The following is a 23,073-nucleotide window of genomic DNA, read 5'->3' as shown; positions in this document are numbered from 1 at the left end:
CTTATGAATGTCCTGATCGTCGATGACGAACCCTTGGCGCGCGAGCGTCTGGCCCGTCTGGTGGGGCAACTGGACGGTTATACCGCCCTGGAGCCAACAGCCACCAACGGTGAGGAAGCCCTCGCTTTGGTCGAAAACCTCAAGCCTGACATCGTCCTGCTCGACATCCGCATGCCGGGTCTGGACGGTTTGCAGGTGGCCGCGCGACTCTGCGAGCGCGAATCGCCGCCCGCGGTGATCTTCGTGACCGCTCACGATGAATACGCGCTCGACGCCTTCCAGGTGAGTGCCGTTGGCTATCTGGTCAAGCCGGTGCGCCAGGAAGACCTGGCTGCCGCCTTGGGCAAGGCCCAGCGTCCGAACCGGATGCAGCTCGCCGCCCTGACCAAGCCGCCGGCCAGCGGTGGTCCGGGGCCGCGCAGCCATATCAGCGCCCGGACCCGCAAGGGTATCGAGCTGATTCCGCTGGACGACGTGGTTTACTTCATCGCCGACCACAAATATGTGACCCTGAGACACTCGGGTGGCGAGGTCCTGCTGGACGAACCACTCAAGGCTCTGGAAGACGAATTCGGCGAGCGCTTCGTACGTATCCACCGCAATGCGCTGGTCTCCCGCGAGCGCATCGAGCGTCTGCAGCGCACCCCTCTGGGCCACTTCCAGCTGTTCCTCAAGGGCATGAACGGCGATGCCCTGACCGTCAGCCGCCGCCATGTGGCCGGTGTGCGCCGCCTGATGCACAGCATCTGACGTCGCTTCCGGGTCGATGACTGGCGCGTAGCGGGGGAGGGGCGCCGGTCGACCTGCTATCATGGCCGGCAATCTGACGTGCCGGTAATGCCCATGCTCCGCGAAATCCGTATCGCCACGCGCCAGAGTGCCCTGGCACTGTGGCAAGCCGACTATGTGAAAGCCCGCCTCGAAGCGGCGCATCCGGGATTGCGGGTGAGCCTGCTGCCCATGACCAGTCGCGGCGACAAGCTGCTCGACGCGCCGCTGGCCAAGATCGGCGGCAAGGGTCTGTTCGTCAAGGAGCTGGAAAACGCCCTGCTCGACGGCAGCGCCGACATCGCCGTGCACTCCATGAAGGACGTGCCCATGGAATTTCCCGCGGGCCTTGGGCTATACGCCATCTGCGAGCGGGAAGACCCGCGCGACGCGTTCGTCTCCAATCGCTATGCGCGACTCGCCGATCTGCCCCAGGGCAGTGTGGTCGGTACCTCCAGCCTGAGACGCCAGGCCCAGTTGCTGGCCCTGCGGCCGGACCTGGAGATCCGCTTCCTGCGCGGTAACGTCAATACCCGCCTGGCCAAGCTCGACGCCGGCGACTATGACGCCATCATCCTGGCCGCCGCCGGCCTGATCCGCCTGGGCTTCGCCGAGCGCATCCGTGAATCCCTGACCGTCGAAGACAGCCTGCCCGCAGGTGGCCAGGGTGCCGTGGGCATCGAATGCCGGACCGACGATGCCGAGGTCCATGCCTTGCTCGAACCCCTGCACCATTTCGATACCGAGCGCCGAGTCGCTGCGGAACGCGCCCTGAATCGTCGCCTCAACGGCGGTTGCCAGGTGCCCATCGCCTGCTATGCCGTGCAGGAAGGCGAGCTGCTCTGGTTGCGTGGGCTGGTCGGCCAGCCCGATGGCGGCCTGCTGCTACGCGCCGAAGCCCGTGGTCCCGTCAACGATCCGGCTGGTCTCGGTGTAGCCGTGGCCGAGGACCTGCTGGCCCAGGGCGCCCAGGGTATTCTCGACGCCGTTTACGGGGCCTCCGGCGCATCATGAGCGCCTGGCGACTGCTGCTGACCCGGCCGGCGGAGGAGAATCCACCCCTGGCCACCGCCCTGGCCGCGGCGGACATCGCCAGTGCCAGTCTGCCGCTGCTGGAACTCCAGCCGCTGGCGGAAACCCCCGAGCAGCGCACCCTCTGGCTCGATCTGGACCGCTATGCCGCCGTGCTGGTGGTGAGCAAGCCGGCCGCTCGCCTGGGGCTCGCCGCCCTGGACCGCTACTGGCCGCAACCGCCGTTGCAGGCCTGGTTCGCCGTGGGCGCGGCCACTGCCGCCGTGCTCGAAGACTATGGACTGCAGGTGCATCATCCCCAGCGCGAAGACAGCGAAGGCCTGCTGGCGCTGCCGGCCTTGCAGGAAGCCCTGCAGCGCCCGGAACCCGAGGTGCTGCTCCTGCGCGGGGAGGGCGGCCGTGATCTGCTGGTCGAAACCCTCGCCGCCCGCGGCGCCCGCGTCGAGGTGCTCGAACTCTATCGCCGCCAGTGCCCGCAGTACCCGGCAGGGCAGGTCCTAGAGACCCTGGCAGCGGAACGCCTGAATGCCATCATGGTCAGCAGTGGGCAGGGTTTCGCGCATCTGCAGGCCTGTGCGGGTGCGGACTGGCCCGCGGTGCGCCGTTATCCCCTGCTGGTACCCAGCGCCCGTGTGGCCGAACTGGCTCGCGCCAGCGGCTGCGAACGCATCATCGAGTGCCAGGGCGCCAGCGCCAGCGCCTTGATCGCCGCGCTTGCCCATCACCATCCGGATTGACCCTACAAGGAATTCCCGTGAGCGAAACTCAAGCCCCCCGCGCCGACGACGTCTCTCCCGATCCAGTCGTGACTCCCGCCTCGCCGCCACCCCCCCCTCCGACGGGTGCGCGCCGCAAGGGGTCGGGCAAGGCGTCCGGTCTGGCGCTGCTGGCCCTGCTGGTAGCCGCCGGTGGCCTGGGTGTCGGTGGCTGGAGCGCCTGGCAACTGCAGCAGGTGCGGCAGGCCGAGCAGGGCCAGGCCGCCCAGGCCGAGGATCTGCGCAGCCAGCTGCGCCAGCTGGAAATGCGCAACCAGGCCTTGAGTGCCGATCTGGGGCGTCTGCCTTCGGCCAACGAGCTGGAAGAGCGTCGCCGTCAGTTGGGCGCGCTGCAGGGCGATCAGCAGCACCTCGCCGAGCAGTTCAAGGAGGTGGTCGGTCAGAGTCGCCAGGCCTGGCGCCTGACCGAAGCCGAGCACCTGCTGCGCATGGCGACCCTGCGCATGGTCGCGCTGCAGGATGTGCCCAGCGCCCAGAATCTGCTGCAGGGCGTCGATGACATCCTCAAGGCGCAAAACGATCCGGCCGCCTTCAACGCGCGCCAGCAGGTGGCCAATGCCCAGCAGACCCTGCGTCAGTTGCCTGATCTGGATCGTACCGGGCAGTTCGTCCAGTTGGCCTCGCTGCGCAACCAGGTGCAGAGCCTGGAGCCCCTGCCGCCGCGCTTTTCCACCACGGTGGCCGACCAGCCCGGCGTGGAAAAGGCCGCGGTTCCGCCAAGCAACGCCCTGCAGCAATGGTGGCAGGATTTCCGCCAGCGCATCTCCAGCTATTTCCGCATCGACTTTTCCGCCGACCAGCCGATCCGTCCGCTGCTGGCCGAGGAGTCCCTGGCCCAGGTGCGCCTGGCCATGAGCCTGGCACTGGAGCAGGCGCAGTGGGCCGTGCTCAACGGCAATCAGGAGGTCTATCGACTCGCCATCGAACAGGCCGAAGACGTCCTCGCCGCCCACTTCAACAACCAGAATCCCGACAGCCGTGCGGTCAAGCTGCGCCTGCAGGAGCTGGCCGAGCGGCCGGTCACCTTCGAAGCGCCTGACCTGACGCCGGCCCTGACCGCGCTGCAGGCCTATATCGCGCAACGTCAGCAAATCCAGCCGAACAATGCCGCCGCCGGCGCGGCTCAGGAGAATCGCCCATGAAGCGCCTGTACCTGCTGTTCCTGTTCGCCCTGCTCGTCGGCCTGGGCGTTGCCGTGGTGCTGGCCAAGGAGCCGGGCTACGTACTGCTGTCCTACAGCAACTTCCGCTACGAATCGAGTCTCTGGGCCTTCCTGGCCCTGCTGGTGGCGGTCTGGCTCGCGCTCTACATCCTCAAGCTGGTGCTGGGCGCCCTGGGCCTGACCGGCAAGGTGCTCAATCCCTGGTCACGGCACAACCGCCAACGCCGTCTGGAGCAGGCGCGCCACAAGGGCCAGCTGGAACTGGCCGAAGGCAACTGGAGCGGTGCGCTCAAGCACCTGAAAGGCGCCGCCGAGCACGCCGACCAGCCGCTGTTCGTGCTGCTGGGCGCGGCTCGCGCCGCCAATGAACTCGGCGACCTGGAAGAGCGCGATCGCCTGCTGCGCCAGGCCCGTGAGCGTGAGCCCCAGGCCGACCTGGCCATCGGCCTGCAGCAGGCCCGGCTGCAAATCGATCGTGGCCAGTACCTGGAAGCCCGCGACAGCCTGGCGCCGTTGCAGGCCAAGTATCCGAAGAATGGCGAGGTGCTGCTGCAACTGCAGCGCCTGCAGGTGACCCTGCGCGACTGGCCGGCGTTGATCGCCCTGTTGCCGCAGCTGCGCAAGCAGCAGGTCTTGCGGCCCCAGGAGCAGGACGATCTGGAACGCAAGGTCTGGATCGCCACCCTCGACGAGGTCCCCGCCCAGGGCGCGGAATCGGCGGTGGATGCCCAGTGGCAGCAGGTACCGACGGCGCTCAAGGGCGATGCCTCGGTGGTGCTGGCCTATGCCCGTCAGCTGCGTGCCATAGGCCGCGACGATCTGGCCGAAGAGGTCTTGCACATCACCCTCAATCGCCAGTGGGACGAGCGTCTGGTCGAACTCTATGGCCAATTGCGTCCCCGTGACGCCAGCCGGCCGCTGCACCATGCCGAAGGCTGGCTCAAGGATCGGCCCCAGGATCCGGTGCTGCTGCTGGCCCTGGGGCGGCTGTGCATGAACAACCAGCTGTGGGGCAAGGCGCGGGAGTACCTGGAGCGCAGCCTGGCGCAGCGGCCGTCCGCCGTTACCGCCGGCGAACTGGCCCGGGTGGCCATCCAGCTTGGCGATGTGAACCGCAGCCAGCAGCTCCTGCAGAGTCAATGGCGCGAGTCGGATGCCACGTCGCTGCCGACCCCTAGGGTCTGACGGCGCGTCTCGTCTACCCGGGTCCTTGAAAGGTGCCCGGGCTTTCACTACCGTAACGTCCCAATTCCTTGCTGGAGACGGCGCGTCCGTGAATAGTCCCCGCTTCATCTTTCTGTTCATGGCCGCCACCTGTGCGGTGCTCATGGGTGTCGGTCTCTATCTTGAACACGTGGTCGGCCTCGAGCCCTGCCCGCTGTGCGTCGTGCAGCGGATCTTCTTCATCCTGGTCGGGGTGGTGGCGCTGATCGCGGGCATCCAGGCGCCCGGCAAGCGTGGGCGGCGCATCTATGGCGTGGTCCTGCTGCTGCTGGCTGCGGCCGGCGCCGCCACCGCGGGTCGCCAGGTCTATCTGCAGACGGTACCGGCGGAAGAGCTGGCGGCTTGCCTGCCAAGCCTGGACTACATGATGCAGGCACTGCCCTTCCAGGAGATCATCCGCCTGGTGCTGCACGGCACCGCCGACTGCGCCGAGGTCAACTGGACGCTGTTCGGCCTGAGCATCCCGGAATGGAGCCTGCTGGCCTTCGTGGTGCTCATGGCCTTGAGCCTGATCAAGATCTTCCGCCGTCGCTAATGTGGTGTTTCTGAAGTTCGCGCAAGAGTTGGCGAGTGATTTCTGTTCGGTTCGGCGCCCCGAATGGACTAGGCGCCGGGACGAGTCATAGCAGGGCTATGGCGAGGAGTGGCAACGACGTCCAAGGCGGTCCGCCGCTGCGGAGAAAAAGCGCCGCCAAAATTGTGGAGGTAACTTCTGAAATACCACACCAGGCCTTTCTCCGAGCAACGGCACTCGCCTGGCGGGACGATGTCGGTATAGTTCCTGATAACAGCCGGGTGCCTGCGCCCGGATCGTTTCGCCCGCATAGAGAGCTGCCGTCATGCTAGAAACCTGCCGCAATGCCCAGGAACGCTGGGGTGGGGTCCACCAGCTGATCGACCGCTGGCTGATTGCCCGCCGCGAGCTGGTGACCGCTTATGAAACCCTGGACATGGAGCCCCTGCTGGCACCGGTACGCGAGGTGAGCGAACTGGAGCGACTCTGCGACATGCTGGTCGACTACATGTCCACCGCGCATTTCGAGATCTACGAGCAACTGGTGGCCGAAGCCCGGGAATTCCAGGACGAGCGCGCCATCGAGTTCGCCGACAGCGTCTATCCGCGCCTGCAGGCCCTGACCGACGCCGCGCTGAACTTCAACGACAGATTCGAGCGCGGGGCCTATCGGGACCCGGGTTTGCTGACCATCGAACTCAAGCTGTTGGGTGAAACCCTGCGCGAGCGCTTCGAGCTGGAAGACTGCCTGATCGAGGTGCTGCACACCTCGCACCAGCAACCGCGTCTGGCTTCGGTCTAGACCCGGATCGCTCGTGCCGCCTCGGCCAGCAGGTCGAGGTCCGCTGGCACTGCCTCGCGCGGTGCCAGTGCATGCAGCCAGCCCCTTGAGTCCTGCGCATCGCGGCACGGCCAATGTCCGGCCAGTCGCGCCAGGCGGGCGAGCTGTTCACGCTCCGCGGCCAATTCCAATCCCTTGAGCTGTTCGCGCAGCGCCGCCAGGCGTTCGTCGGCGCCGGACGGCGCCTTCCAGGCCTGCCGCAACTGGCGCAGGGGGCGCACCACCGTGTCCTGCCAGTGCTGCGAGGCGCGCTGCAGCCGGGTCAGCCCCTCGGCATCCAGGGCGCAGGCGCGCCGATCCAGCCAGAGCGCCGTCAGCACCAGGCAGACATCGGCACCGGCTTCCTGCAGACGCAAACAGGCGCCTTCCACGCCGGGCCGGGCGTATACTGCCAACGCGAATTCCCACAGGTCCTCTTGCATGTCCGCCTCCCCATTCGTGGGTGGTGGAGCTGCTACACTCCGCCGCCATGATCCGACTACAGAACCTTACTCTACAGCGTGGTCCCCAGCGTCTGCTCGAAAGCGCTGAGCTGACTCTGCATCCCGGCCAGAAAGCCGGTCTGATCGGTGCCAATGGCGCCGGCAAATCCAGTCTGTTCGCCCTCCTGCGTGGGCAGCTCGGGGCCGACGCCGGTGACTGCCACATCCCGGCGGCCTGGCGCATCGCCCACATGCGCCAAGAGGTGGATACCCTGGAGCGGCTGGCGGTGGACTATGTGCTGGACGGCGACATCGACCTGCGCCGCATTCAGCGCGAGCTGGCGGCGGCCGAAGCCGCCCAGGACGGCAACGCCCTCGGCCGGCTGCATGCCGACTTCGAGGCCGCCGACGGCTATACCGCCGATGCCCGGGCGCGCAAGCTGCTGGCCGGTCTGGGCTTCACCGCCGCACAGATGGAGCGCCAGGTCGGCGACTTCTCCGGGGGCTGGCGGATGCGCCTGAACCTGGCCCAGGCGCTGATGTGCCCCTCGGACCTCCTGCTGCTGGACGAACCCACCAACCACCTGGATCTGGACGCCATCCTCTGGTTGGAAGACTGGCTCAAGGGCTATCCCGGCACCCTGATCCTGATCTCCCACGACCGCGACTTCCTCGATGCCGTGGTCGATCATGTGGTGCACCTGGACCAGCAGAAACTGGTGCTCTATCGCGGCGGCTATTCCAGCTTCGAGCGCACCCGCGCCGAACGCCTGGCGCAGCAGCAGCAGGCCTACGACAAGCAGCAGGCCCAGCGCGCCCACATGGAGAAGTACATCGCCCGCTTCAAGGCCCAGGCCACCAAGGCCCGTCAGGCGCAGAGCCGGATCAAGGCCCTGGAGCGCCTGGAAGAGCTGGCGCCGGCCCATGTCGACTCGCCCTTCGAGTTCGTCTTCCGCGAGGCAGACAAGCTGTCCAGCCCGCTGCTCGATCTGGCCGAGGGTCGGCTCGGCTACGGCGAGACCACCATCCTGCATCCGGTCAAGCTGCAACTGACGCCGGGCGCACGGATCGGTCTGCTCGGCCCCAATGGCGCCGGCAAGTCGACCCTGATCAAGACCCTGGCCGCGGAACTCGAGCCCCTCGGCGGCCGGCTGCAGCGTGGTGAGAACCTGGCCATCGGCTATTTCGCCCAGCATCAGCTCGATTCGCTGGACGCCAAGGCCAGTCCGCTGCTGCACCTGCAGCGCATCGCCCCCGGCGAGCGCGAGCAGAGCCTGCGCGACTTTCTCGGCGGCTTCGATTTCCGCGGGCCGCGCTGCGACGAAGCGGTGCTGAATTTCTCCGGTGGCGAGAAGGCGCGCCTGGCCCTGGCGCTGATCGCCTGGCAGAAGCCCAACCTGCTGCTGCTGGACGAACCCACCAACCACCTGGACCTGGACATGCGCCTGGCCCTGACCCTGGCCCTGCAGGAATTCGCCGGGGCGGTGCTGGTGGTCTCCCACGACCGTCACCTGCTCAAGAGCACCACCGACGAATTCCTGCTGGTGGCCGATGGCAAGGTGCAGGCCTTCGACGGTGATCTGGACGACTACAGCCGCTGGCTGGTGGATTTCCGCGCCCGTCAGGAGCCAGGCCTCGCCGCCGGCGAGGGCGCCGCGGTCGACAAGACCGATCGCAAGGCCCAGCGCCAGGCCGCTGCCGCCCTGCGCCAGCAGCTGGCGCCGCTGAAGAAGACCGCCGACAAGCTGGAAGCCGAACTCGGCAAGCTGCAGGAAAAACTCGCCGCCCTGGAAGCTCGGTTGGGTGACAGCGGCCTCTATGACGCGGCCCGCAAGGAGGAGCTGCGCCAGGTGCTGGCCGATCAGGCCGCCGCCAAGACCCGCGAGGCCGAACTGGAAGAGCAGTGGCTGGAGGCCCTGGAACGGCTGGAAAGCCTGCAAGCCGAACTCGAGGGGGCCTGATGATCGAGTGGCTGCACACCTGGCTACCGGGTTGGGGCGACTACCTGCTGGTGGCCGGCCAGGTCGCCCTGGTGCTGCTGATCGGCTACGTGCTGCAGCGCATCGTGGCCCGCACGGTCACCGGCCTGGGCGAGCGCTATCCGCTGCCGCCGCAGATCGTCCTGGGGCTGCGCGGGACCCTGCGCTGGTTGATCATGGGCAGCGCCATCCTCATGGCCCTGGAGCGCTTCGGGGTGTCCGCGGCGGTGCTCTGGACGGCCATCTCCGGTTTCGTCGCCGTGGCCGCGGTGGCCTTCTTCGCCATCTGGAGCGTGCTCTCCAACCTGTTCTGCGCAGTGCTGATCTTTACCGTCGGACCCTTCCGCCTGGGTGATCGCATCGAGGTGCTGGACGCCTCGGACAAGCCCGGCATCAAGGGCCGGGTGGTGGCCATCAACATGCTCTTCGTGACCTTGCAGGAACTGGACGACAACCAGGAGGGCGCACTGGTGCAGATTCCCAACACCCAGTTCTTCCAGAAGTCGGTACGCCGCTGGCGCGATGCCGATGGCTCCTTCGATTTCCATCTCGACAGGTGAACCCATGAGTCTGCAGGTCTGGACCGGTTTCTTCATCGCCTGCTGGATGATCAGCCTCTCGCCAGGTGCAGGCGCCGTTGCCTCCATGAGCGCAGGCGTCAACCACGGTTTCCGGCGTGGCTACTGGACGGCGCTGGGCCTGCAGCTGGGCCTGGCGCTGCAGATCGCCGTGGTCGCCGTGGGCGTCGGCGCCTTGCTGGCGACCTCGCAGCTGGCCTTTACCCTGATCAAGTGGTTCGGCGTGGCCTATCTCGCCTACCTGGCCATCCGCCAATGGCGCGCCGCGCCGCTGGACCTGGGCGAGCAGCTGGTCGGCGAACGTCTGCCACCGCGGATCGGCGCCCTGGTCATGCGCGGCTTCCTGGTCAACGTGAGCAACCCCAAGGCGCTGATCTTCCTGCTCGCGGTGTTGCCGCAATTCGTCGATCCCCAGGCGCCCCTGGCTGCGCAGTATCTGCTCATCGGGGTGACCATGGTCACCGTCGACCTGATCGTGATGGCCGGCTACACCGGTCTGGCCGCCCGGGTGCTGACCCTACTGCGCACCCCGCGTCAGCAGCGCATCACCAACCGGGTCTTCGCCAGCCTGTTCCTCGCCGCCGCGGCGCTGCTGTCCACGGTGCGCCGCGCCGCGGTGTGAAGCCAGGCGCTACCAGACTACCGGGTGCCCCTGCCAATCCCAGAAACTGCCGGTTTCGGCCGGCGTGCGCGCGGCCAGCACCTCCAGCAGTCGCTCGGCCGCATAGGCGGGCGTGAACAGCTTGTCTACCGGTACCCGCGCCTGGAAGGGGCGGGACAAGGCCGTGTCGGTGGTGCCGGGGTGCAGGGCCAGCACGCAACTCTGAGGGTTGAGCCGGGCGAGTTCGATGCTGGCGCAGCGCAGTCCCTGGTTGAGCGCGGCCTTGGCCATCCGATAGCCGTACCAGCCACCCAGATGATTGTCGCCGATGGAGCCGACCCGCGCCGAGAGCGCGGCGATCTGACAGGGGTGCTGGCCCTTGAGCAGCGGCGTCAGCTGGCGGATCAGCAGCAGCGGCAGCACGGCATTGGCCAGATAGCTTTCCAGCAGTCCGGCCTGGTCCACCTGCGCCAGGCTCTTCTCGGCGCGCGCCCGCTCGCCCTGCAGCAGCCCAGAGGCGCACAGCAGCAGATCCAGGCGTGGCGTCTCGGCCGCCAGCCGGGCCGCCACGTCGGTTGCGGCCAACGGATCGAGGTCGAGTCGGCACAGCCGCGGGCCATGTCGCCGTGCTAGTGCGGCCAGGGCCTCATGCGTCTCGGCGTGGCGCGCGCAGGCCCAGACCCGCGCGACGTCGTCGCGGGCCAGCAGCTGCTCGCACAGGGCCAGGCCAAGGCCGCCGGTGGCGCCATACACCAGCGCCTGGGCAGGTTGCTCCAGGCGTTGCCAGAAGGTCATGGGGAGCTCCAATCCGATCGCTATCCCTGTCCGACCGCACCGCTGCGCTGGGGTGCGTCGCCGCGGCGCGGTATCCTGGGCTTTTGCCGGAGAAATCCCTCGTGATCCTGTGGGTCGATGCCGATGCCTGTCCACGCGCCGCCAAGGAGCTGGTCTGCAAATTCGCCCTCAAGCGCAAGCTGGAGGTGGTGCTGGTGGCCGGTCAGCCGCAGATCAAGCCGCCGTTCGCCTGCGTACGCCTGGTGGTGGTCCCCAGCGGACCGGATGCCGCCGACGACCACCTGGTCGAGCAGGCGCAGCCGGGTGACCTGGTGATCTGCAGCGACATCCCCCTGGCCGACCGGCTGGTGAAGAAGGGCGTGGTCGCCCTTGATCCGCGTGGCCAGGAATTCGATGAGCGCAACATGGGCCAGCGCCTGGCCATGCGCAACCTGATGACCGATCTACGCGACCAAGGGCAGATGGGTGGGGGCCAGGCCGGCTATGGTGAGCGTGATCGCCAGGCCTTCGCCAATGCCCTGGATCGGCTGATCACCCGCCTCCAGCGCAGCGCCGCGGGCTAGCTGCGATCTGCAGCCGGCTAGGCCGGCACGGACGCGATGGCGGATTGCTGCAGCCAGGTGCGCAAGTGCGGCAACGGCATGGGTCGCCCGAACAGGTAGCCCTGCATGAAGTTGCAGTCATTGGCCTGCAGGAACTGGCGTTGCTCGACGGTTTCCACCCCTTCGGCGACGACATTGAGGCCCAGCTTGTGGGCCATGGCGATGATCGCCGCGGCGATGGCCATGTCGTTGCTCTGCTTGGGAATGGTGCGGACGAAGGCGCGATCCACCTTGAGCGAGTCCACGGGCAGCCGGCTCAGGTAGGCCAGGGACGAATAGCCGCTGCCGAAATCGTCGATGGACACCCGCACGCCCAGGGTACGGATTTCGTTGAGCACCTCGACGGCGACGTTGAGGCTGTGCATCAGCGCATTCTCAGTCACCTCGAGAATCAGTGCCGACGCCGGCAGATCCTCGGCCTGCAGCGTCCGGGCAATGGCTTGAGGCAGCAGCCGATCGCTCAGATTCAGCGCCGAGCAATTTACCGATACCCGTAGGGCCGCATGGCCTTCGCGATGCAGCTGGGCCAAATCGGCGCAGGCCTGGCGCATGACCCAGCCATCCAGGTCGGCGATCAAGCCGGTCTCCTCAGCGACGCGGACGAAGCGCTCGGGACTCAGCGGACCCAACACCGGATGCTGCCAGCGGACCAGGGCCTCCAGGGCCACCGGAGCACCGGCGGGATCGACGATGGGCTGATAGGCCACATGCAGGCCGCCCTGGCTCAGGGCATGGCGCAGGTCCATCTCCAGGCTGAGCAGGTCGTCGGCATCGCGCTGGAGTTCGGTGGTGAATCTCTGGCTGCGATTGCGCCCGCTGCGCTTGCAATGGCCGACCGCAAGGCCCGCACTGCGCAGCAACTGGCCGGCATTGGCACCGTCCTGGGGATAGTGGGCGATACCCAGGCTGAAGGTCATGGCGATACGCTGTCCAGCCAGCTCGAAGGGCGGTCGCAACTGCTCCAGCAGGCGCATGGCCAAGGGCTGGCTGTCGCCGCGCTGACCGAGGGGCAGCAGCAGGCTGAATTCGTCACCGGCATAGCGGGCCAGTGGCAGGTCGTTGTCGAGGACCGCGCGGATCCGTTGCGCCATCTGGATCAGCAGTTCATCGCCCAGGGCATGGCCGAGGCTGTCGTTGATACGCTTGAAGTGGTCGATGTCCAGCATCAGCAGGGCGAACTGCTCACCGGTGCGGGCCTGGCCGATGGCCCGGTCGACGGTCTGGATGAAGCTGCCGCCGTTGAGCAGGTGGGTGAGGGGATCGTGCAGGGTGATCTGGTCGAGGGTGGTCGAGACCCGCTCCAGCCGCAGGCGCTGGGCATGGAAGCGTTCGCCGGCCCAGGCCGCGAGCAGGCCCACCATGATGATGAACAGGGTGCCGAGGGCGATGCCCATGCCCAGCTCCAGGTGCTGATTCACTTCTGCTAGGCCATCGGGTTCGAAGCCGATGGGTACGGCCAGGGTGAGGGCGGCCATGCCGGTGAAGTGCATGGAGACGATGGCGAAGCCCAGGGCCAGGCTGCCCAGCAGGCGCAGCCAGAAGGTCCTGATACCGGTCCTGCCACGCAGGCGGAAGGCCAGCAGCAGGGCGCCCAGGGAGGCGAGGCTGGCGATCATCACCGAGACCACCACCAGCAGCGGATCATAGAGCTGTACGGCAACCGATTGCATGGCCAGCATGCCGGTGTAGTGCATGGTCGCGATGCCCAGGCCGGCAGCCAGGGCGGCGAGCAGGTACTGAGGTGCGGTGAGGGATTCACGCCCGATCAGATGCATGACCGTGTAGGACACGGCGATGGCGATCAGCAACGAGGCCAGGGTCTGCCACGGCGCGTAGTGCACATGGATGCCGATCTTGAATGACAGCATGGCGAGGAAGTGCATCGACCAGATGCCGCCGCCCAGGGCGATGGCGCCGATCAGCTTGGCCAGCTCGCTGCCGCGACGGGAGCGGCTATTGGTGACCCAGTCGGCCATGGCCAGGGCGGTATAGCCAGCGGCGCTGGCAATCAGGTACGACAGGACCACGAGTACGCTTTCGTACTCGTTGGCAGCCAGGATCTGATGGCCGGGGGGAAGCAAGGTGGAGAAGTTCAGCATGCTCGATCGCCAGCTTGCCGCACGGGGCGTTGAAAGAGGTTGATGCTCAGGGCATCGGCAGCGCTGACCGAGCCTTTAATCCGGTTTCGATAGACGTACCGAGTAAAGAGCTGGCTGGCAATCAGGTCTTGGGCGTACGGCTGCGTCGCCACAGCCAGAGCAGCAGCCCGATGACTACCAGACCGCCCAGCACCATCAGTTCATAGCGCTTGAGATTGCCCAGCACGCCTTCGAGGACTGCACCGAAGTGGTAGGCGGCATAGCCTAGCACCGTGGCCCAGACAATGGCGCCGATGCCATTGAGGATCAGGTAGCGCGCCGGGGGATAACCCGACAGGCCGATCGCCACCGGCATCACCGTGCGCAGGCCATAGACGAAGCGAAAGCTGAGCACCCAAAGATCCGGGTGGCGCCGGATATGCGCCAGGGCCTTCTCGCCAGCTGCTTCCCATTTGGGTTTGCGCGCCAGCAGTTTGCGCCCGTGGCGGCGGCCGAGGAAATACCAGAGCTGATCGCCGGCGTAGCTGCCGCAGAAGGCGACCAGGATGACCGTCTGGATGTTCATGTAGTCGCGAAAGGCAAGAAAGCCGGCCAGCACCAGAATGGTTTCGCCCTCGAAAAAGGTACCGAGAAAAAGGGCGAAATAGCCGAAATCGTGGAGGAATTGCTGGAGCATTCGGCGCTACACGAGGTGGATAAGGATGGCGCAGCCTACCCCGGTTGGCGTCTGGAAAGAAAGTGTGACGAACTTCCGTCCGCCGGGTGCCAGACGGTCAGTCCGCGATTTCCATGCGACTCTGTGTCACGCCGGGTCCAGCCGGCGTCTGCCTTGGATAGCACCTATAGGCACACCATATTGTCATCCGTTGTTACCAATCGGTCATGATTGTGGCCTATAACCCCTCACACTGACCCGTGATCCGGGTCCGGGAGTCGATCGTGAGTTTTACCCCCATCAACCGTAGCTATCCTGCCACTCGCATGCGTCGTCAGCGCCGTGACGAATTTTCCCGTCGGTTGATGCGCGAGCATGTGCTGACGGTGGATGACCTGATCCTGCCGGTCTTCGTGCTCGACGGTGAAGGCCGCCGCGAGGCGATCCCCTCGATGCCTGGCGTCGAGCGGCTGTCCATCGACCTGCTCCTGGAAGAGGCCGCCGAGCTGGTGGCCCTGGGAATCCCCGCGGTCGCCCTGTTCCCGGTCACCCCTACCGAGCGCAAGTCCCTGGACGGTGCCGAAGCCTACAACCCCGACGGCATCGCCCAGCGCGCCACCCGTGCCTTGCGCGAACACTTCCCCGAGCTGGGGGTGATCACCGACGTGGCCCTGGATCCCTTCACTACCCACGGCCAGGACGGCATCCTCGACGAGCGCGGCTACGTGCTCAACGACATCTCCGTCGAGGTGCTGGTCAAGCAGGCGTTGTCCCACGCCGCCGCCGGGGCCCAGGTGATCGCGCCCTCGGACATGATGGACGGTCGCATCGGCGCCATTCGTGCCGCCCTGGAAGACGCCGGTTATCACAACGTGCAGATCATGGCCTACTCGGCCAAGTACGCCAGTGCCTACTATGGGCCGTTCCGCGACGCCGTTGGCTCGGCCGCCAATCTGGGCAAGGGCAACAAGGCCACCTACCAGATGGATCCGGGCAACAGCGACGAGGCGCTGCACGAAATCGCCGGCGATCTGGCCGAGGGTGCCGACTCGGTGATGGTCAAGCCGGGCATGCCCTATCTGGACATCGTCCGCCGGGTCCGCGAGGAATTCCGCGTGCCGACCTTCGTGTACCAGGTGAGCGGTGAGTACGCCATGCACATGGCCGCGATCCAGAACGGCTGGCTGTCCGACGCCGTCATCCTCGAGTCGCTCTTGGCCTTCAAGCGTGCCGGGGCCAACGGCATCCTCACCTATTTCGCCAAGCGCGCCGCCCAACAACTTTGCCAGGGGCCTTCGCGTTCCTAAGGAGCTTCAATGAGTAGCCAGGATTTCGTCGAAACCGATCTGCAACAGTCCGTCGCCGCCGAGTCTCCAGAATCCACGGAAGAGACGCTGGCGCTGGACGCCGAGGTGCCGGCCCCCGCCGAATTGCCGGCCGTGCCTAGCGTGCCGGCGGCCAATGTGGATGACAGCAGCCTCTACATCCATCGCGAGTTGTCGCAGCTGCAGTTCAACATCCGGGTGCTGGAGCAGGCCCTCGACGAATCCTATCCGCTGCTCGAACGGCTCAAGTACCTGCTGATCTTTTCCAGCAACCTGGACGAGTTCTTCGAGATCCGCGTGGCGGGCCTGAAGAAGCAGATCACCTTCGCCCGTGAGCAGGCCGGCGCCGACGGCCTGCTGCCGCACCAGGCGCTGGCGCGCATCAGCGACATCGTCCACGGCCAGGTGGAGCGGCAGTACGCCATCCTCAACGACGTGCTGCTGCCGGCCCTGGCCGAGCAGCAGATCCGCTTCATCCGCCGGCGCTACTGGGACGTCAAGATCAAGGCCTGGGTGCGCAAGTTCTTCCGCGACGAGATCGCGCCCATCATCACCCCCATCGGCCTGGATCCGACCCACCCCTTCCCGCTGCTGGTGAACAAGAGCCTCAACTTCATCGTCGAGCTGGAGGGCATGGACGCCTTCGGCCGCGACTCGGGCCTGGCCATCATCCCGGCGCCGCGCCTGCTGCCGCGGATCATCCGGGTGCCGGAGGAGGTCGCCGGACCCGGGGACAACTATGTCTTCCTGTCTTCGATGATCCACGCCCATGCCGACGATCTGTTCCCCGGCATGAAGGTCAAGGGCTGCTTCCAGTTCCGTCTTACCCGTAACGCCGATCTCTCGGTGGACACCGAGGATGTCGAAGACCTGGCCCGCGCCCTGCGCGGCGAGCTGTTCTCTCGGCGCTACGGCGATGCGGTACGGCTCGAGGTGGTGGACATCTGCCCGAAACACCTCACCGACTACCTGCTCAAGCAGTTCGGCCTGGGCGAAAACGAGCTGTACAAGGTCAACGGCCCGGTCAACCTGACCCGGCTGTTCTCCATCACCGGCCTGGACAGCCACCCGGAGCTGCAGAACGCCCCCTTCACCCCGACCATTCCCAAGCTGCTGCAGAAGAAGGACAACCTCTTCAACGTGCTGGGCAAGCTCGACGTGCTGCTGCTGCACCCCTTCGAGTCCTTCACCCCGGTGATCGACCTGATGCGCCAGGCGGCCAAGGACCCCAACGTCCTGGCGATCAAGCAGACGCTCTACCGCAGCGGCGCCAACTCCGAGATCGTCGACGCCCTGGTTGACGCGGCGCGTAGCGGCAAGGAGGTGACCGCAGTCATCGAATTGCGCGCGCGTTTCGACGAGGAATCCAACCTGCAGCTGGCCAGCCGCCTGCAGCAGGCCGGCGCCGTGGTCATCTATGGCGTGGTGGGCTTCAAGACCCACGCCAAGATGATGCTGATCCTGCGCCGTGAGAACGGCGAGCTGCGCCGCTATGCCCACCTGGGCACCGGCAACTACCACGCCGGCAACGCCAAGCTGTACACCGACTACAGCCTGCTGACCGCCGACGTGGCCCTCACCGAGGACGTGCACAAGCTGTTCAACCAGCTGATCGGCATGGGCAAGACCCTGCGCATGAAGAAGCTGCTGCACGCGCCCTTTACCCTGAAGAAGAACCTGCTGGAGATGATCAACCGCGAAGCGGTGGCGGCCAGCGAGGGGCGCCCGGCGCAGATCATGGCCAAGGTCAACGGCCTCACCGATCCCAAGGTCATCCGCGCCCTCTACAAGGCCAGCCAGGCCGGGGTGAAGATCGACTTGGTGGTGCGCGGCATGTGCTGCCTGCGTCCGGGCGTACCGGGCGTGTCCCACAACATCCAGGTGCGCTCCATCATCGGCCGCTTCCTGGAGCACAGCCGCATCTACTACTTCCTCAACGGCGGCGACGAGAAGCTCTATCTCTCCAGCGCCGACTGGATGGAGCGCAACCTCGACATGCGCGTCGAGACCTGCTTCCCGGTGGAAGGCAAGAAGCTCATCAGCCGGGTCAAGAAGGAGCTGGAAGGCTACCTCACCGACAACACCCAGGCCTGGGTGCTGCAGGAAGACGGCAGCTACATCCGGCAATCGCCGACTGGCAACCAGAACGCCCGTAGCGTGCAGGCGACGCTGCTGGAGCGGCTGGCCAGTCCGGTGGTGAATACCCGCTGAAGGAGTTTCGGGCCCATGCCACCATGGGCCCTGGCCGTTCCGTAGGTTGGGCTGAACACCAGCGAAGCCCAACGTTGCGGTACTTCAGCTCGGCTTTATTGGTGCCATAGCTGCTTATCGAACTCTGCAGATTGCTCTTATTTCGCCCACCCGGGCGAGTCACTTTTGCCAGTCGCAGCTGCGCGCCCCGGACAAAAGTAACCAAAAACGCTTGCCCCGGACATCCGGCCCTCCGCTGCGCCTCGGGTGACTCGCGTTGCTCGCCCTTCGGGCCAGCCTGCGGCTGTTACTTCGCTACGCTACGTTTCGCTCACCCCAGCGCCGTTCCGGGATCGGCCTACACAGGCCGTCCATGGCCCGTTAGGCCTCTCGCCGCATCCATGCGGCTCGACCCACTCCACGACGCTAGGGTTCGTCCTCCTGAACGGGGCGATTTCGCCAGCCTGAAAGTTTTGGTTGAAAAACCAGAGCCGACTAGTAGCGTGGACAACAGCCAAGTCTTGTCCACTGATGACGTTGGTATTCACCTGTGGAAAACGCTGCGCGGTTTTCCACGCTACGAATCCGCTCTAGTTCTCTCTGTAAACACTGTGGCCTCCGGCTGGCGCCCCGTCCCCGCCACGGCGCCGGGACGAGGGGACCCGGAGCGCAGCGTAGGGCCGAACTGTTGGGGTGTGCTTTCTTTTGCTTACTTTTCTTTGCACAAGCAAAGAAAAGTAAGTCGCCGGCCAGGCGAAACAAGAGCCATCAACAAAACACGATAATCAGTTAGGGCGGTAAAAAGCCAACAGTTGGGCTTCGCTGGCGCTCAGCCCAACCTACGAAAAATCCCCTCAGCGCACGCTCAACCGATACCCCACCCGCTCCAGCCACTGGGCTTCCAGTTCGAAGTCGGCCTGGGTCAGGGGATTTTCCTCCAGCCAGCCGTCGGGGAACTGCACGTCCAGGCTGCGCTCGCCGGCGCTGAGCTGGACGTCCGGGATGCTCTTGTGGCGGATGTGGTGGAAGAGGATGGCGAAGCGCAGCAGCAGGGTCAGGCGCAGCAGCGGCTCGCCTTCCGGGCCGAGCTCCTGCAGGCGCTCCAAGGGGATGTTGCGGCGATGGCCGCGTACCAGCAGGGCCAGGGCCTGTTGATCGCGGCGGGAGAAGCCGGGCAGGTCCGAGTGCTCGATCAGGTAGGCACCGTGCTTGTGGTACTGGTAGTGGGCGATGTCCAGCCCCACGCCATGCAGGCGCGCCGCCCAGCGCAGCAGTTCGGCATGGTTCTCGTCGGTCAGGGCCCAGGCCTCGGCGACCTGTGCCAGGGACTTCAGGGCGCGCTTTTCCACCCGTTCAGCGTGGCGCTGATCGACGTGGTAGCGCTCGGCCAGGCCCTTGAGGGTGCGTTCGCGCACGTCCTCATGGCTGTGCCGGCCGATCATGTCGTAAAGGACCCCTTCGCGCAGGGCGCCTTCGGAGAGGTGCATCTCCTGCAGTTCCAGGGCCTTGAACAGGGCTTCGAGGATGGCCAGGCCGCCGGGCAGGATGGCGCGCCGATCCGGCTTCACGCCGTCGATGTTGAGCAGGTTGATGTCGCCCTGCTTGAGCAGCTTGCGCTTGAGCCACTCGATGCCGTCCGGGGTGATCTCGCCAGTGCCGCGACCGGCGGCCTGGATCGCCAGAGCCACGGCGCGAATGGTGCCGGAGGCGCCAAGGGCCTGGTGCCAGCCCATCTCGCGCAGACCCTGGTCGATGTTCATCAATTCCAGACGCGCGGCGGTATAGGCACGGGCGTACTGGGCGGCGGTGATCTTGCCGTCGGCGAAGAAACGCTTGGTGAAGCTGACGCAGCCCATCTGCAGACTCTCGCGCTGCAGGGTTTCGAAGCGCTGGCCGATGATGAATTCGGTGCTGCCGCCGCCGATATCGGTGACCAGGCGACGCCCGGGCACATCGGGCATGGAGTGGGACACGCCCAGATAGATGAGACGCGCCTCTTCGCGACCGGAGATGACCTCGACCGCATGGCCGAGCACGGCTTCGGCGCGCTGGATGAATTCGGCGCGATTGCGTGCCTCGCGCAAGGCGTTGGTGCCCACCACCCGCACGGCGCCGCGCGGCATGCCGGCGATCAGCTGGGCGAAGCGGCGCAGGCAGTCCAGGCCACGCTGGATGGCCTCTTCGCTGAGCAGACGCGAGTCGTCCAGGCCGGCAGCCAGCTGGATCTTTTCGCCCAGCCGCTCAAGGATGCGGATCTCCCCGTGGAAATTGCGTGCCCGGACGATATGAAAGCTGTTCGAGCCCAAATCGATGGCGGCGATCAGTTCGTGGGGTTCGGCTGGCGAAGGCTGCATCTGGAGGCTCTCGGCGATAAACCGCGCCATCGTGCCAGCTAGCCGGTGACGGCTTCAAGCGCACAGCGGTGACGGTTGCGCAAAGTGGCAGAAAAAATGGGGTTTTTCGGCTCAGGAGGCCACTTGACCGATGAATTGGGCCAGTTCCGGGGTCTGCGGCTGGGCGAACAACGCCTGGGGATGGCCGCTTTCATGCACCTTGCCCTGATGCATGAACACCAGCTTGTCGCCCACCTCGCGGGCGAATCTCATCTCGTGGGTGACCATGATCAAGGTCATGCCTTCGCTGGCCAGTTGCTTGACCACCGCCAGCACCTCGTTGACCAGCTCAGGGTCCAGCGCCGAGGTGATCTCGTCGCACAGCAGCACCTTGGGCGACATGGCCAGGGCGCGGGCGATGGCCACCCGCTGCTGCTGGCCGCCGGACAGCCGATCCGGATAGCTGTCGAATTTTTCCGCCAGGCCGACCCGGTCGAGCATCTGTCGGGCCAGGGCGCGGGCCTCGTCCTTGCTCGTCTTCTTGACCACCTGGGGCGCCAGCATCACGTTCTCGCCCACCGTGAGATGCGGGAAGAGGTTGAACTGCTGGAAGACCATGCCGACCTTTTGCCGCAGGGAACGCAGATTGACCCGCGCGGCGTCCAGGTACTCGCCATCCACCTCGATGACGCCGTCGTTGATCGACTCCAGACCGTTCAGGGTGCGCAGCAGGGTGCTCTTGCCCGAGCCGCTCTTGCCGATGATGGCCACCACCTGGCCTTCCTCGACGGTCAGGTCGATGCCCTTGAGCACATGGTGATTGCCATAGTGTTTGTGCAGGGCGGTCACTCTAAGCAGCGGCATGCAGTCTCCTTTCCAGCCAGCGCGCGGCCAGCGACAGGGGGTAGCAGAGGAGGAAGTAGCCCAGGGCGGCGAGGCCGTAGACGGTGAAGGGCTGGTAGGTGGCATTGGCGAGCATGCCGCCGATCTTGGTCAGCTCGGTGAAGCCGATGATGGAGGTCACCGCGGTGCCCTTGACCACCTGTACCGAGAAGCCCACGGTGGGCGCCACGGCGATGCGCAGGGCCTGTGGCAGGATGACGTGGCGCAACTGCTCGAAGCGGGTCAGGGCCAGGCTTTCCGAGGCTTCCCACTGGCCATGGGGAATGGCCTCGACGCAGCCGCGCCAGATCTCGGCGAGGTAGGCGCTGGTGAACAGGGTCAGGGCCACGCCGGCGGCCAGCCAGGCGGGAATCTCCAGCCCCAGCAGCGAGACGCCGAAGAACACCAGGAACAGCTGCATCAATAGTGGCGTGCCCTGGAACAGCTCGATGTGCAGGCGCGCCAGCGTGCGTGGCGTCCGCAGCGGCGACAGTCGTGCCCAGAGCACCAGCAGGCCGGCCAGACCGCCGCCGGCAAAGGCCGCCAGCGAGAGGACAAAGGTCCAGTACAGCCCGGTGCCCAGGTTGCGGACGATGTCCCAGAGGGTGAAGTCCATCAGCGGCCTCCCTGGATGAAGCGCCGACCGATCCAGTGCAGCAGCTGGCGTACGCCGATGGCCATGACCAGATAGAGCAGGGTGGTCAGCAGATAGGTTTCGAAGGCGCGGAAGTTGCGCGACTGGATGAAGTTGGCGGCAAAGGTCAGCTCCTCGGTGGAGATCTGCGAGCAGACCGCCGAACCCAGCATCACGATCACCACCTGGCTCGACAGCGCCGGCCAGACCTTGGCCAGGGCGGGCCTGAGGATCACGTGGCGAAAGGTCTCGGCGCGGGTCATGGCCAGGGCCGCGGCGGCTTCCAGCTGGCCCTTGGGTACCGCCTGGATGCCAGCACGGATGATCTCCGTGGAGTAGGCGCCCAGGTTGATCACCATGGCCAGCACCGCCGCCTGCCATTCGCTGATGTGCACCCCCAGCGAGGGCAGGCCGAAAAAGATGAAGAACAGCTGGATCAGAAAGGGCGTGTTGCGGATCAGCTCGACATAGACGCCGAACACCCGGTCGAAGGGCTTGAGCTGCCAGGCGCGACAGACCGCGCCCAGGATGCCCAGGGCGATGCCCAGCACCGCGCCGATGGCGGTCAGCTCCAGGGTGAAGAGGGCGCCCTTGAGCAGCAGGTCACCCTGCTGCAGGACCGGCTGGAAGTCGAACTGATAGGCCATGCCTTACATGTCCTTGGGCAGCGGCTGGCCCAGCCATTTCTCGGCCTGGCGATCCAGGCTGCCGTCGGCGCGAGCGGCGTCGATGATGCTGTCCAGCTTGGCCTTGAGTGCCGGTTCGTGCTTGGCCAGGCCGATGTAGTTGGGCGAATTCTTCAGGGTGAGCTTCATTTCCGGCGCGCGCTCGGGCTTCTTCTCGGCGATGGAAGCCATCACCGAGCTGCCGCTGGCGATGAATTCGGTCTGGCCGGCGAGATAGGCAGCGATGGTGGCGTTGTTATCCTCGAATCTCTTGATCACCGCCTCCTTGGGCGCCACCTTGCTCAGCTCCATGTCCTCGATACCGCCGCGGGTCACGGCGATGGTCTTGCCAGCCAGCTCCTCGGGCGTGCTCAGGCCGCTGCCCTTGGCGCCGAAGACGCCGAGAAAGAAGGGCGCATAGGGCTTGGTGAAGTCGATGACCTGTTCGCGCTCGGGATTCTTGCCCAGGCTGGAGATGACCATGTCCACCTTGCCGGTGGTCAGGAAGGGGATGCGGTTGGTGCTGGTGACCGGGGTCAGCGCCAGCTTGACGCCCAGCTTGTCGGCGACCAACTGGGCGGTGTCGATGTCCAGGCCGCGGGGCTTGAGGTCGGGGCCCACGGTGCCGAAGGGCGGAAAGTCCTGGGGCACGGCGATGCGCACCGTGCCGCGCTGCTGGATATCGGCCAGCTGGTCGGCCTGGACGGGGGTGTGCAGGGCGGTCAGGCCCAGGGCGAGCAGGGAGAGGGCTGTCCAGCGCTTGAGCATGACGAGACTCCGGAAGCAGGATGGGATGGCTATGCCCAGTGCATTTCATGTGCCAGTCCCTGGCCAGACGGGCGCGAGGGCCGTCAGACCTGAGGATTGGTCTTACTGGTCTGAACAGTTCGCCGGTGCCTGGCTGCCTCTGCCTAGTGGTCGTGGGCCGCTTTGGTGCGCGCTTGCCGTGCCGTGCTCCGCCATGGGGCCAGGCTTGAACTGGCGGGAAAATCGGCA

The 23,073-nt window shown here is 66.1% G+C and carries 22 protein-coding genes; 13 read left to right on the top strand and 9 right to left on the bottom strand.

The features are described 5' to 3' along the window. Nucleotides 1-3: 3 nt before the first annotated feature. From V6W80_RS22460 to V6W80_RS22430, 7 genes are all read left to right on the top strand, one after another. A complete protein-coding gene (locus V6W80_RS22460) occupies nt 4-750 on the top strand; it encodes a LytR/AlgR family response regulator transcription factor (RefSeq protein ID WP_017639394.1) in 747 nt (248 codons plus the stop codon). A gap of 93 nt (nt 751-843) precedes the next feature. Continuing rightward, nucleotides 844-1,782: a hydroxymethylbilane synthase gene (gene hemC / locus V6W80_RS22455; RefSeq protein WP_017639395.1), complete on the top strand. Its 939-nt coding sequence runs from the start codon at nt 844-846 to the stop codon at nt 1,780-1,782. Then, complete coding sequence (locus V6W80_RS22450) at nt 1,779-2,537, top strand: uroporphyrinogen-III synthase (protein WP_338545412.1); 759 nt, start codon at nt 1,779-1,781, stop codon at nt 2,535-2,537. Before hemC ends, V6W80_RS22450 begins: the two co-directional genes overlap by 4 nt. A 17-nt stretch (nt 2,538-2,554) precedes the next feature. After that, nucleotides 2,555-3,718, top strand: coding sequence for a uroporphyrinogen-III C-methyltransferase (locus tag V6W80_RS22445; protein ID WP_338545411.1), 1,164 nt, complete (start codon nt 2,555-2,557; stop codon nt 3,716-3,718). Beyond that, on the top strand, nt 3,715-4,923 hold the full coding sequence (locus V6W80_RS22440) for a heme biosynthesis HemY N-terminal domain-containing protein (RefSeq protein ID WP_093253348.1): 1,209 nt from the start codon (nt 3,715-3,717) through the stop codon (nt 4,921-4,923). Before V6W80_RS22445 ends, V6W80_RS22440 begins: the two co-directional genes overlap by 4 nt. A 118-nt stretch (nt 4,924-5,041) precedes the next feature. Then, the gene (locus V6W80_RS22435; RefSeq protein ID WP_051226133.1) at nt 5,042-5,497 is read left to right on the top strand and encodes a disulfide bond formation protein B; all 456 of its coding nucleotides are present in this window, start codon (nt 5,042-5,044) and stop codon (nt 5,495-5,497) included. 304 nt (nt 5,498-5,801) lie between these two features. Further along, nucleotides 5,802-6,278: an Rsd/AlgQ family anti-sigma factor gene (locus tag V6W80_RS22430; RefSeq protein WP_017639400.1), complete on the top strand. Its 477-nt coding sequence runs from the start codon at nt 5,802-5,804 to the stop codon at nt 6,276-6,278. On the opposite strand, the gene V6W80_RS22425 is transcribed toward V6W80_RS22430, so the two are convergent. Next, on the bottom strand, nt 6,275-6,739 hold the full coding sequence (locus V6W80_RS22425) for a TIGR02444 family protein (RefSeq protein ID WP_064307789.1): 465 nt from the start codon (nt 6,737-6,739) through the stop codon (nt 6,275-6,277). The two genes, V6W80_RS22430 and V6W80_RS22425, sit on opposite strands and share 4 nt — an antisense overlap. A gap of 47 nt (nt 6,740-6,786) precedes the next feature. Between V6W80_RS22425 and V6W80_RS22420 the strand changes: the two genes are divergently transcribed. Genes V6W80_RS22420 through rhtB form a run of 3 tightly spaced genes read left to right on the top strand, consistent with a single transcriptional unit; the run spans nt 6,787 to nt 9,918 of the window. Beyond that, nucleotides 6,787-8,700: an ATP-binding cassette domain-containing protein gene (locus V6W80_RS22420; protein ID WP_338545410.1), complete on the top strand. Its 1,914-nt coding sequence runs from the start codon at nt 6,787-6,789 to the stop codon at nt 8,698-8,700. Next, nucleotides 8,700-9,278 carry a mechanosensitive ion channel family protein gene (locus V6W80_RS22415; protein ID WP_017639403.1) on the top strand — a complete coding sequence of 193 codons (579 nt, stop codon included), beginning with the start codon at nt 8,700-8,702 and terminating at the stop codon, nt 9,276-9,278. Before V6W80_RS22420 ends, V6W80_RS22415 begins: the two co-directional genes overlap by 1 nt. A gap of 4 nt (nt 9,279-9,282) precedes the next feature. Continuing rightward, complete coding sequence (rhtB, locus tag V6W80_RS22410) at nt 9,283-9,918, top strand: homoserine/homoserine lactone efflux protein (protein ID WP_093253353.1); 636 nt, start codon at nt 9,283-9,285, stop codon at nt 9,916-9,918. Nucleotides 9,919-9,927: 9 nt separating this feature from the next. Here the strand turns inward: rhtB and V6W80_RS22405 are convergent, their stop codons facing one another. Beyond that, complete coding sequence (locus tag V6W80_RS22405; RefSeq protein WP_338545409.1) at nt 9,928-10,692, bottom strand: SDR family NAD(P)-dependent oxidoreductase; 765 nt, start codon at nt 10,690-10,692, stop codon at nt 9,928-9,930. Nucleotides 10,693-10,793: 101 nt separating this feature from the next. On the opposite strand from V6W80_RS22405, the gene V6W80_RS22400 reads away from it, so the two are divergent. After that, nucleotides 10,794-11,255: a YaiI/YqxD family protein gene (locus V6W80_RS22400; protein ID WP_338545408.1), complete on the top strand. Its 462-nt coding sequence runs from the start codon at nt 10,794-10,796 to the stop codon at nt 11,253-11,255. A 17-nt stretch (nt 11,256-11,272) separates the two neighbouring features. On the opposite strand, the gene V6W80_RS22395 is transcribed toward V6W80_RS22400, so the two are convergent. Both V6W80_RS22395 and V6W80_RS22390 read right to left on the bottom strand, forming a co-directional pair. Beyond that, nucleotides 11,273-13,393, bottom strand: coding sequence for a putative bifunctional diguanylate cyclase/phosphodiesterase (locus tag V6W80_RS22395; RefSeq protein WP_017639407.1), 2,121 nt, complete (start codon nt 13,391-13,393; stop codon nt 11,273-11,275). A gap of 121 nt (nt 13,394-13,514) precedes the next feature. Further along, complete coding sequence (locus V6W80_RS22390) at nt 13,515-14,069, bottom strand: DedA family protein (RefSeq protein ID WP_017639408.1); 555 nt, start codon at nt 14,067-14,069, stop codon at nt 13,515-13,517. A gap of 263 nt (nt 14,070-14,332) precedes the next feature. On the opposite strand from V6W80_RS22390, the gene hemB reads away from it, so the two are divergent. Further along, nucleotides 14,333-15,355, top strand: a complete 1,023-nt coding sequence (gene hemB / locus V6W80_RS22385) for a porphobilinogen synthase (protein ID WP_017639409.1) — start codon at nt 14,333-14,335, stop codon at nt 15,353-15,355. Between the two features lie 9 nt (nt 15,356-15,364). Further along, nucleotides 15,365-17,584, top strand: a complete 2,220-nt coding sequence (gene ppk1, locus V6W80_RS22380) for a polyphosphate kinase 1 (protein ID WP_173148654.1) — start codon at nt 15,365-15,367, stop codon at nt 17,582-17,584. Between the two features lie 833 nt (nt 17,585-18,417). Here the strand turns inward: ppk1 and ppx are convergent. The 5 genes from ppx to V6W80_RS22355 all read right to left on the bottom strand — a co-directional run bounded on the left by ppx (nt 18,418) and on the right by V6W80_RS22355 (nt 22,845). Next, a complete protein-coding gene (gene ppx / locus V6W80_RS22375) occupies nt 18,418-19,917 on the bottom strand; it encodes an exopolyphosphatase (RefSeq protein WP_026083659.1) in 1,500 nt (499 codons plus the stop codon). A gap of 111 nt (nt 19,918-20,028) precedes the next feature. Next, entirely contained in the window at nt 20,029-20,760 is a 732-nt protein-coding gene (locus V6W80_RS22370; protein ID WP_160922038.1) for an amino acid ABC transporter ATP-binding protein, read from the bottom strand. Beyond that, nucleotides 20,747-21,397, bottom strand: a complete 651-nt coding sequence (locus V6W80_RS22365) for an amino acid ABC transporter permease (RefSeq protein ID WP_173148739.1) — start codon at nt 21,395-21,397, stop codon at nt 20,747-20,749. Before V6W80_RS22365 ends, V6W80_RS22370 begins: the two co-directional genes overlap by 14 nt. Continuing rightward, nucleotides 21,394-22,059, bottom strand: a complete 666-nt coding sequence (locus V6W80_RS22360) for an amino acid ABC transporter permease (protein ID WP_160922037.1) — start codon at nt 22,057-22,059, stop codon at nt 21,394-21,396. Before V6W80_RS22360 ends, V6W80_RS22365 begins: the two co-directional genes overlap by 4 nt. A gap of 3 nt (nt 22,060-22,062) precedes the next feature. Then, entirely contained in the window at nt 22,063-22,845 is a 783-nt protein-coding gene (locus V6W80_RS22355) for a transporter substrate-binding domain-containing protein (RefSeq protein WP_017639415.1), read from the bottom strand. Between the last annotated feature and the right edge of the window lie 228 nt (nt 22,846-23,073).

The sequence above is a fragment of the Pseudomonas benzopyrenica genome, assembly GCF_036884265.1.
In the GTDB taxonomy this organism is placed as follows: domain Bacteria; phylum Pseudomonadota; class Gammaproteobacteria; order Pseudomonadales; family Pseudomonadaceae; genus Chryseomonas; species Chryseomonas benzopyrenica.
This window is presented reverse-complemented; position numbering and strand designations above follow the sequence as displayed.

Bases quoted from the DNA above. Each gene is read 5' to 3' on its own strand.
- V6W80_RS22460 (WP_017639394.1), top strand. From the start codon at position 4: ATGAATGTCCTGATCGTCGATGACGAACCCTTGGCGCGCGAGCGTCTG.
- V6W80_RS22435 (WP_051226133.1), top strand. From the start codon at position 5,042: ATGGCCGCCACCTGTGCGGTGCTCATGGGTGTCGGTCTCTATCTTGAA.
- rhtB (WP_093253353.1), top strand. From the start codon at position 9,283: ATGAGTCTGCAGGTCTGGACCGGTTTCTTCATCGCCTGCTGGATGATC.
- V6W80_RS22420 (WP_338545410.1), top strand. From the start codon at position 6,787: ATGATCCGACTACAGAACCTTACTCTACAGCGTGGTCCCCAGCGTCTG.
- V6W80_RS22440 (WP_093253348.1), top strand. From the start codon at position 3,715: ATGAAGCGCCTGTACCTGCTGTTCCTGTTCGCCCTGCTCGTCGGCCTG.
- hemC (WP_017639395.1), top strand. From the start codon at position 844: ATGCTCCGCGAAATCCGTATCGCCACGCGCCAGAGTGCCCTGGCACTG.
- V6W80_RS22430 (WP_017639400.1), top strand. From the start codon at position 5,802: ATGCTAGAAACCTGCCGCAATGCCCAGGAACGCTGGGGTGGGGTCCAC.
- V6W80_RS22415 (WP_017639403.1), top strand. From the start codon at position 8,700: ATGATCGAGTGGCTGCACACCTGGCTACCGGGTTGGGGCGACTACCTG.
- V6W80_RS22370 (WP_160922038.1), bottom strand. From the start codon at position 20,760: ATGCCGCTGCTTAGAGTGACCGCCCTGCACAAACACTATGGCAATCAC.
- V6W80_RS22450 (WP_338545412.1), top strand. From the start codon at position 1,779: ATGAGCGCCTGGCGACTGCTGCTGACCCGGCCGGCGGAGGAGAATCCA.
- V6W80_RS22405 (WP_338545409.1), bottom strand. From the start codon at position 10,692: ATGACCTTCTGGCAACGCCTGGAGCAACCTGCCCAGGCGCTGGTGTAT.
- ppx (WP_026083659.1), bottom strand. From the start codon at position 19,917: ATGCAGCCTTCGCCAGCCGAACCCCACGAACTGATCGCCGCCATCGAT.
- V6W80_RS22395 (WP_017639407.1), bottom strand. From the start codon at position 13,393: ATGCTGAACTTCTCCACCTTGCTTCCCCCCGGCCATCAGATCCTGGCT.
- V6W80_RS22425 (WP_064307789.1), bottom strand. From the start codon at position 6,739: ATGCAAGAGGACCTGTGGGAATTCGCGTTGGCAGTATACGCCCGGCCC.
- V6W80_RS22355 (WP_017639415.1), bottom strand. From the start codon at position 22,845: ATGCTCAAGCGCTGGACAGCCCTCTCCCTGCTCGCCCTGGGCCTGACC.
- V6W80_RS22390 (WP_017639408.1), bottom strand. From the start codon at position 14,069: ATGCTCCAGCAATTCCTCCACGATTTCGGCTATTTCGCCCTTTTTCTC.
- ppk1 (WP_173148654.1), top strand. From the start codon at position 15,365: ATGAGTAGCCAGGATTTCGTCGAAACCGATCTGCAACAGTCCGTCGCC.
- V6W80_RS22360 (WP_160922037.1), bottom strand. From the start codon at position 22,059: ATGGCCTATCAGTTCGACTTCCAGCCGGTCCTGCAGCAGGGTGACCTG.